Below are 3,531 nucleotides of genomic sequence, written 5' to 3'. Positions count from 1 at the left end.
ATCAAACCCGAATTAATTGCAACTGAACCCAGATTAATTGCAACCAACCCACAATCATCCGTTCCAACCCACATTAACTGCAACTATAAATTCAGCGGATGAAACTTACTCACAGAGCTAAATTGGCAACCCAGCCATCAACATTTGGTCGGTTAACTCCTTTGTTCGAGCTGGATCGAGTTGACCCCGGAAGAACAACTTAATCTCTGCTGGTTTCGCGTGAAACTGGTCTGCCAAGCCACGCAAATCGTAGCCATGTCGCGTCAGTTTCGGCTCCAACTCATCGATTTGTTTTGACAGTACCGATTCCACAATCGCCCCAGTCACAGGCTTTTCCCCCGCCTGATAAGCAGCCTCCATTGCCAGCATCAAATGCTGTTGGATTTGGAGTGGAGTTCTCAATCGCTCACTGAGAATGTCAACCGCCTCAACCGTCAACACATCCGATAGCTTAGTTCCCTCAGATCCACAAGCATCAATCAACCAAGTGATATATTCTCTTTGACTTCCTACCATCCCCTCCAAAGTCAAAATCGTAGACCGAGAGCCGATCTCTTCCATCGTCGGACGACGTAAATCATTTTTTAACTTGGGATGCCCTGCCAGCAAGACTGAGAGAATTCCACCGCCATCTTCAACCATTTCTATCAGCCGCTTCAATCCTTTAAGCGTGCTGTAATGTAGGTCGTGTGCTTCATCCACGAATAAGACAACGGGTTTCTTCCGCTTCTTAATCAAGTCCCGTAAATCTCGCTCGCGCTTTTCTCCCGATGCCGGAATCTTCACCTCTTTATCATCAGTCGATAGATCGTAAAACAACGCAGAAATCAACGTTGTCATTGTAGACCGATTCTTCTCAATCGAGATTGACTTGGAAACTAGGATCTTGTTCTCTTTCATTAACGCCGTAAACAAGCGGCGTAATGTTGTCGTTTTCCCACTGCCGATAATTCCCGTCAAAGCTACTAATGAACCCGATTGAGCGGCAATCTTGAGATCTTGCAATAGCTGTTTTTGAGCGGCGGTCTCATGATATCCTGCCTGTCTGAACTCCTTGTCCAAGCCAAAATGGATCGCTACTTCAGTCAGCATTTGCTTCACCCCTGATTTGTAATTGAAAATACGCTCGAACTCGTTCTAAAATAACTTTCTTAGTCAAAGTTTCCTCAATTAAAGCGGTGATAAATTCTCGGTGTTCGACTGCAAGTTTGGCTAATGGTTGGCCTAAATAATCGGCAATCCCCAGCTTTGCCATCAAGGTTGTCGGATAAGCAAATTCTCGATAAGGGTCGGGATCTTGAAACGGGTTCAAGGGCAATGCTGGACTAGGATCTCGCTCCTCGACCATCCGAAGATCGGTATTTCCGGCTAGAGCTGCACGAGGAAGATCTAACTGTTTCGCCAAAGTAGCAATTCGGTCGGCTCGTTCCTGAGTGCGAGTTTTCTTGAACTTCCGATACCGATGCAATGGAATCGGCCCATCTACTGGATAAAATGGCCCATACCGCTGCTCATCTCTTTCAACGTATAGTTCATTATCGAACAACCCCCACCATAGAATTACCGTTTCACCTGCCAGATCTGGATCTACTTCATAAGCTACACCTTCAACTGAGACTCTGGCATCCCCACCCACTTTTCGCCGTTGAGGTTCGCGCGCAAAGGTACAGAACCGCTCCCAACTACACATGGCTCTGAGTCCGCCCTTGGGAATATTTGCCAGCCAGTCTTCTAACCTAGAGTGAGGTTCCGAACGATGAGACTGGTCGTTGTAATTGAGTAAATACCGATGGAGCCACTGATTTGCTTCTGCTTCAGTCTGTGGTTGCTGGAAGTGATAGAGCGTTTCATGAGCTTCTTTGACTGTCCGAAATGGTCTTTCGACTTTACCTTTAGATCTGGCTGTTACCCGCCGACCGTCACTCCCTTTAGGCATGTGGGTCATGAGCTTGATATCTAGGCAGGACAAGACATTTTGGAAGATAGTGCTTTTGGAGATCGGCCCATTATCGGCATAGATTGCGGCAGGGATACCTTGAAAAGGTGAGTTGTCAGTCTTAGCTGTCATGGCGTTAAATAAGAATCGTAGTGCGGCTTCGACGTTCTCTCCATAGACACAGTGGTATTCCTGATAACACATCCCACTCCGGTCATCGACGACGCTGTACAGCATTAGGAGCGGATTACCCCGACTTGGCTCTACCCAAGCTGGTTGAGCGATATGTTTTAAGTCTGAGGGGCTGAGATCGAAATGCCAGCAGTCATTACTGTTGTCGGCTTGAAAGCGCACAGCAGGAGGCTGTCTAGTCATCCGCTCTTGGTCGTATCCCCAAGCTTGGAGATAACGGTTGACTGTTGTTCTGGTCAATAGTCCTGGTGGTGGTTGGATGAAGCCACTGGGAGTATCAACACCATACTCCTCAAGGATTTCGATGGCTTTGGTGGTGGAGATATGTCGCCCCTTTTTATTGCTGGTGCGAATTTTGAAAGCCGCGATGATTTCACAGTAGCTTTCCATCTCTGGTTGTGACAGCTTGCGTGGCAGCCCTCGGTCATTACGATGGATAGATTTTGGTCTCGTTTGTTCTCGGAGTGAGCGATATAAGGTGTCTGTGGATATCCCGTAGAGATTGGCGGTGTTTTCGACGAGCTGTTTTCGTTCGGAGCAACGAGCGGGGAGTAGATCTAAGCTTTGTCGTAAGCTAACTAGAGCCGAGGCGGGGATTTGTTTGCGGGGCACTGTTTTTTTCCTCGGCTACATAACTATAAAGGGTGGGTCTGGAAATACCCATCATTTGACAGATCTCATCGAGCGAATGTCGTTTCTCGTTGTACAGACTAACGACCAAGGCTCTCTGATTTGGTTCTAGTGCCTTGGGTCTACCACCTGTCTTGCCTCTGGTTCTGGCGGCTGTTAATCCAGCATTTGTTCGTTCGCGAATCAGGTTCCGCTCGAACTCTGCCAGTGCGCCGAATAGGTGAAACATTAATTGTCCGCCGCTGCTGGAGGTGTCGATCCCTTCTTGGATGCTGTGCAGTTGGATCGATCGTTCGCGGAGCAGTTCTGTTAACTCGATTAGGTTCTTGAGCGATCTCCCCAACCGATCTAGTCGCCAAACGACAAGTGTATCTCCTGCGCGTAATATATCTAGTGCTAATGTCAGTCCTGGGCGGGTGGCTTTAGCACCGCTCTCCCGATCTGTAAAGATTCTCTCGCAGCCAACTTTATTCAGTGCGTCCTGCTGGAGATCCAGAAGTTGGTCGTCAGTTGAAACACGAGCATAGCCAATTAGCACGACAAAAAGTGAATAAACTCATCTATGACGAGTATATCTTGATTTTGATTTCTTTATCGAGTTGCTTTACTGACTAACTGGCGTTTTACCGTCACTCCATACAGTTTCCTCACCGAGTAAAGGAAACGACCGTTTTCTTTACTTTTTTATAGTTGCAATTAATGTGGGTTGGAACGGATGATTGTGGGTTGGTTGCAATTAATCTGGGTTCAGTTGCAATTAATTCGGGTTTGAA

At 47.3% G+C, this 3,531-nt stretch carries 3 protein-coding genes; all 3 read right to left on the bottom strand.

Annotation, left to right across the window (positions count from 1 at the left end; translation table 11 throughout):
- Positions 1 to 117: 117 nt before the first annotated feature.
- The 3 genes from C7B77_RS26030 to C7B77_RS26020 are packed head-to-tail and all read right to left on the bottom strand — an operon-like array spanning position 118 to position 3,296.
- Complete coding sequence (locus C7B77_RS26030) at positions 118 to 1,092, bottom strand: ExeA family protein (protein ID WP_106311833.1); 975 nt, start codon at positions 1,090 to 1,092, stop codon at positions 118 to 120.
- Entirely contained in the window at positions 1,082 to 2,725 is a 1,644-nt protein-coding gene (locus C7B77_RS26025; protein ID WP_106311836.1) for an IS481 family transposase, read from the bottom strand. Before C7B77_RS26025 ends, C7B77_RS26030 begins: the two co-directional genes overlap by 11 nt.
- Positions 2,703 to 3,296, bottom strand: a complete 594-nt coding sequence (locus C7B77_RS26020) for a recombinase family protein (RefSeq protein WP_106311830.1) — start codon at positions 3,294 to 3,296, stop codon at positions 2,703 to 2,705. Before C7B77_RS26020 ends, C7B77_RS26025 begins: the two co-directional genes overlap by 23 nt.
- Positions 3,297 to 3,531 lie beyond the last annotated feature (235 nt).

Origin of the sequence: Chamaesiphon polymorphus CCALA 037 (assembly GCF_003003845.1) — a bacterium.
Taxonomy (GTDB): domain Bacteria; phylum Cyanobacteriota; class Cyanobacteriia; order Cyanobacteriales; family Chamaesiphonaceae; genus Chamaesiphon; species Chamaesiphon polymorphus.
This window is presented reverse-complemented; position numbering and strand designations above follow the sequence as displayed.

What these genes read in the sequence shown, in the direction of transcription:
- C7B77_RS26030 (WP_106311833.1), bottom strand. Translation starts at nt 1,092, where the DNA reads ATGCTGACTGAAGTAGCGATCCATTTTGGCTTGGACAAGGAGTTCAGA.